Below are 5,415 nucleotides of genomic sequence, written 5' to 3' on the forward strand. Positions count from 1 at the left end.
AAGGCAGTGTTGACGTCAATGCCTTTCAGTCCTACTCGTATCTGCAAGCCTATAACCAGGAACATAAAAACGCCCAGTTAGCAGCTTTGGGGACGACCTATCTGGAACCGCTGGGAATTTATTCAGATAAATACAAAAAGATCAGCCAAATTCCAGACGGTGGTACGATTGCCATCGCTAACAACCCGGCTAATACTGCACGGGGCTTATTATTACTCCAAAGTGCGGGATTGATTAAACTGAAGAAGAATTTTCCGGCATTGGGGAATACCAACGACATCGTTTCCAACCCCAAGCATCTGAAATTTAAAGAAATTGATGATACGACAGGACCTCGAGTGTTGCATGACTTGGACGCAGTTTTGATTTCGAACACGGTTGCGCTTGAAGGCCATTTGAACGTGTTGAAAGATTCAATTTTCCACGAAAAGATTGATACCGATACCCGTGAGAACATCAATGTGCTGGCAACTGCCAAGAAGAACAAGGATAACAAGAATTATCAAAAGCTGGTGAAGTTGTACCATAACGCAGCCATCCAAAAGTACATCAAAGACAAGTATGATGGCACTAAAGTTGAGGTTCAAAAGCCTTTGTCATATTTAAAATAAGTATGGAAACAGAGGCTGGGAAAGTATCGACTTTTGACTCAGTCTCTGTTTGGTGATTTTATTATATCTAGCTGAAAACGTGGGACGACGGCCGGCTGAAAGCCTGCCTAGCCTACTTGGCAATCGGCTGATCCCGGCCATTTAAGCCCATCAATCAATCAATCCAAAATCAGGAATAATCGATTGATGGGCTTAAATTCTGGGATCAAAACGCCGATTGTCCCACTCTTTTTATTATAAGTGTTGACAGAAGATGAAAAGTCGATTATAGTTCTACTCATAAATAAAACTTGGAACAGGAGGATGACGTCATGAAAAGTATTAATTCAATTATTAACAGCGTAGTGGCAGCATCTTTCAACCAAGATTTAGCCTTATTATTAAAGATGAAGGACCCGACATTGATTCCGAAGTAGTGATTCACTACCAAGCAATCAAACAAGTTGAGCCCTTATTTTCGTTTTTAATGATGAGGGCTTGACATATCCAGACTCAAAACCTCATTCATTAAAGAATGAGGTTTTTTATTTGCATAGGGAGGGATGCTAATTGCAGTGACGTGATCGAAGATATTTCATATTCGCAGGATGAAGAAGATACATACAAATTGAAAGTGGGTAGAGATTATGAAGAAAAGCATGATTAAAAAAGTTGTCAGTATGGCGGCTATTGTAATGACAGCAGGAATATTTGCAGGATGTAGCACAGCTAAGACAACCACCAAGGGAAATCAAGCAACCGGAAATACCATTAAGATCGGGGTGAACATGGAACTTTCCGGAGCAGCAGCCGGATACGGCCAATCACAAAAGCAAGGGATTCAATTGGCAACTTCAGAAATTAACAAAAATGGCGGTATCAACGTTAACGGCAAGAAGAAAAAGATTCAACTGATCATTCGGGATAACAAGACTTCAACCAATACGTCTGCATCCGTTGCCGCTCAATTGACAAATAACGATAAAGTAGTCGCAATTGTCGGTCCAGCAACCACGAATGCTGGGACCGCGCAAATTCCAAATATTACCAAAGCGGCCGTTCCAAGTGTCAGTCCGTCGGCAACCGATCCGGCATACACATTGAAGAAGAACGGCAAGGTTCAACCATATGTCTTTAGAGCGTGCTACCAAAACAATTTCCAGGGTGCTACGGCTGCGAAGTTCATGACGAACAATTTGAAGGCAAAGCGAGTTGCGGTATACGCTGACAACTCAAGTGATTACGGAATCGGTTTGGCAAAGGCCTTTAAGAAAGCTTATACCGGAAAAGTCGTTGACAGCCAATTCTTCACGGCCGGTGACAAGGATTTCAACGCTGTGTTGACTTCATTTAAATCAAAGAAAATTGACGCTATTTATGCACCAGGTTACTATTCAGAACTTGGCCTGATTATCAAGCAAGCCCGCCAAGCTGGAATCAATGTTCCAATCGTTGGGAGTGATGGCATGGCGGATCCAAAGCTGGTCCAAATTGCCGGCGACAAGAATGCGTCTAAGATTTATTACACGACACCATTCTCAGATAGCGTGGCAAAGGCCAACCCAACTGCTGTTACATTCATGAACAAATATAAGGCAAAGTACAACCAGGCTGCACCAACGTTCTCAGCACTGGCATATGACTCTGTTTATATGATCAAACAAGCAATCGAATCAGAAAAGTCAGCGGATTCAGTCAAGATTGCGGCAGGACTTGCAAAGATTAAGAACTTCGATGGCGTAACGGGCAAGATCACCATGGATAAGCAGCATAATCCGGAAAAGCCAATTGCAATTGAAGAATTGACAAATGGTAAGGTGAGCCGATCGTTTAGTATTAAATAGTGTGCGGAGCGCAACGGGTGATGCGGACTGTAAGGGACCAAGGATAAAAATCCAGGTTTTGGATTTTAATTCTTGGTTGCTTACAGGCAAGCATCAGTTGCGAGGAGCAGTCCTAAAGTAGTGTGCGACGAGACCCGGGAGATGCGGTTTCTAAGGCAAGTCTGGTTTAAACCCTGGTCTTGGGTTTGAACCAGACTTGCCTTAGAAGTTAGCATCTGGGTCTCGGAGCAGTCCTAATCCAAGTAGTATTAGAGCGAATCTAAGTTGCTAAGGTGGGGTTTGAACTCAAGTCGCCTTAGAAGTTAGCATCTGGGTCTCGCCAAGTAGGCTTGGCAAAGCTGACACTTGGCCTTCGGAGCAGTCCTAATCCAAGTAGCATCAGAGCAAATCTGAATTACCGCCCAAAAATACGCACACCGACTTATAAAACAACCAACCAACACAACCAACGAGAGGAGATCAGATTTTGCAAACATTTTTTCAGCAAATCATTAATGGGCTTTCATTAGGAAGCATATACGCGCTGCTTGCTCTCGGGTACACCATGGTTTATGGCATCATCAAACTGATCAACTTTGCCCACGGAGACATCTACATGCTCGGCGCGTTTTGGGGCTATTACGTCATCAACGTCTGGCATTTTAATTTCATCAGCGATTTGTTATCAGCAATGCTGGTTGGCGCGGCCAGCGGTGTCATCATCGAGTACTTTGCGTACCGGCCACTGCGGCACGCTCCAAGAATTACGGCACTGATCACAGCGATCGGCGTTTCGTTTCTTTTGGAAAATGGGATGTCGTATCTATTCACATCAAATACCAGAAACTTCCCGCAAATTATCAAACAGGTGAATTACAACATTGGCGGCGTTTTGATTTCAAATATCCAAATTCTGATTCTGGTTACCGCATGTGTCTTGATGGTCCTGCTTCAACTGATCATCAAGAAAACAAAAATGGGGACGGCGATGCGTGCGGTTTCTGTGGATGCCGACGCCGCCGAATTGGTTGGAATTAACATTAATTGGACCATCTCGTTCACGTTTGCCCTCGGTTCATCTCTGGCTGGGGCTGCCGGTGTATTGATTGGTCTTTACTACAACTCAATTGACCCATTGATGGGGATGACACCCGGAATTAAAGCCTTTGTGGCCGCAGTCCTTGGTGGGATTGGTTCAGTCCCAGGTGCATCGGTTGGTGGCTTTATCATTGGAATCTTGGAAACATTTGTCCAATCAATTGGCCTGTCAGCCTACAAAGATGCCGTGGTTTACTTTGTTTTGATCGTGATTCTTTTGATTCTTCCTGCAGGTATTTTTGGCAAGAATACCAAAGAGAAAGTGTAGGTGATCGGATTGAAAGCAAATTTGAAATACAACGTCATTTGGCTGATCATGATGATTGCCGGCTTTTACTTAATTAACACTCTGATTTTAACGGGCGTCATTGATTCGTTTATTGCCAATATGTTAGTTACCATTGGCATCAACATTATTCTGGCAACCGGGTTGAACCTGATTATTGGTTTTGCCGGCCAGTTTTCACTGGGTCACGCCGGGTTTATGGCCATTGGGGCCTATGCGACGGCGATTATGACGCAAACCGCCAATAGCCCAGCTGGCTTTTACGCCTCGATTTTTGTCGGGATTATCGTTTCAATTATTGCGGCATTAATCGTTGGCATTCCGACCCTCCGTCTGCGTGGTGACTACCTCGCGATTGCGACCATGGGGGCTTCAGAAATTATTCGAATCATCATTAATAATCTGAAGATCACAGGTGGCGCAGCCGGGATGTTCAATATTCCCCAATTTGCCGACTGGCCGACCGTTTATATCATGGTTTGTCTGACCACGATTATTATCGTCAACTTCATTCATAGCCGGGCCGGGCGGGCGGTTAAATCCGTGCGTGAGGATGAAATCGCCGCAGAAGCCATGGGAATTGACATTACCAAGTGGAAGCTTGCAGCTTTCGTACTTGGCGCATCAACTGCCGCGGTTGCCGGGTCGCTGCATGCTTCCTACCTTCAGACAATTGCGCCAAACGATTTCGGTATCATGGAATCAATTTCGATTCTGATTATCGTGGTCCTTGGCGGTGTCGGCAGCATTACCGGAACCTTCGTGGCCGCCGTCGTTTTGGGCGTCTTGGACACGGTCCTGCAAAACTTCGGAACCCTACGGATGGTCATTTACGCATTGGCACTGATTTTGATCATGATTTTCAAGCCTTCGGGTCTGCTGGGAACTTGGGAATTTTCTGTCAAACGGTTATTTAATCGATCCAAACGAAAGGAGCGTGTGGAATCGTGAGCACATTACTGAAAGTCGACAATGTCGTTAAAAACTTTAGTGGGTTGACCGCTGTTTCAAACGTTTCAATGTACTTGGATACCAACGAGTTAGTGGCGTTAATTGGGCCGAATGGCGCGGGGAAAACGACCTTGTTTAATTTATTAACCGGTGTGATCCCGGTGTCGTCCGGTTCAATCGTCCTTAATGGAGATAACGGCACCTATCCACTGAACGGAAAGCCCGCCTATAAAATCGCCAAGATGGGGCTTTCGCGGACATTTCAAAACATTCGGCTGTTCAAAGAATTAACGGTTATGGATAACGTGTTGATTGCCATGACCAGCAAGGTTAAAGAGGGCTTTATTCCAACGATCTTTCGCTTTCCAAGCTATTACAAGACAGAGGCCAAGCTGACCGAAAAAGCCAAACAGTTGCTTGAAATATTCGAACTGGAAAATGACGTCGATGTTTTGGCTAAAAACCTCCCTTACGGAACCCAGCGAAAATTAGAGATTGTCAGAGCATTGGCGACGGAACCGCAAATTTTGTTCTTGGATGAACCGGCGGCTGGGATGAACCCCGAAGAAAAGGCCGAGCTCACCCAACTGATTATCAAAGTTCAGCGAAAGTTTCATATCACAATCTTACTGATTGAACACGACATGTCTTTGGTCATGAATTTGGC

General features: G+C 44.8%; 5 protein-coding genes. All 5 read left to right on the top strand.

Annotation, left to right across the window (positions count from 1 at the left end):
- On the top strand, positions 1-611 hold a 611-nt coding region (locus AB3112_RS07690), incomplete at its 5' end, for a MetQ/NlpA family ABC transporter substrate-binding protein (RefSeq protein ID WP_367334232.1).
- Positions 612-1,237: 626 nt separating this feature from the next.
- Entirely contained in the window at positions 1,238-2,434 is a 1,197-nt protein-coding gene (locus AB3112_RS07695; protein ID WP_084998369.1) for an ABC transporter substrate-binding protein, read from the top strand.
- Between the two features lie 466 nt (positions 2,435-2,900).
- Entirely contained in the window at positions 2,901-3,779 is an 879-nt protein-coding gene (locus AB3112_RS07700; protein ID WP_367334233.1) for a branched-chain amino acid ABC transporter permease, read from the top strand.
- Between the two features lie 9 nt (positions 3,780-3,788).
- Positions 3,789-4,748 (top strand): branched-chain amino acid ABC transporter permease, encoded by a 960-nt coding sequence (locus AB3112_RS07705; protein WP_057910735.1) that lies wholly within the window; start codon positions 3,789-3,791, stop codon positions 4,746-4,748.
- Positions 4,745-5,415 (top strand): ABC transporter ATP-binding protein (locus AB3112_RS07710; RefSeq protein WP_367334234.1); only part of this gene is annotated, 671 nt, incomplete at its 3' end. The genes AB3112_RS07705 and AB3112_RS07710, both read left to right, overlap by 4 nt.

The sequence above is a fragment of the Lentilactobacillus sp. genome, from assembly GCF_040773105.1.
Classification (GTDB): Bacteria; Bacillota; Bacilli; order Lactobacillales; family Lactobacillaceae; genus Lentilactobacillus; species Lentilactobacillus parabuchneri.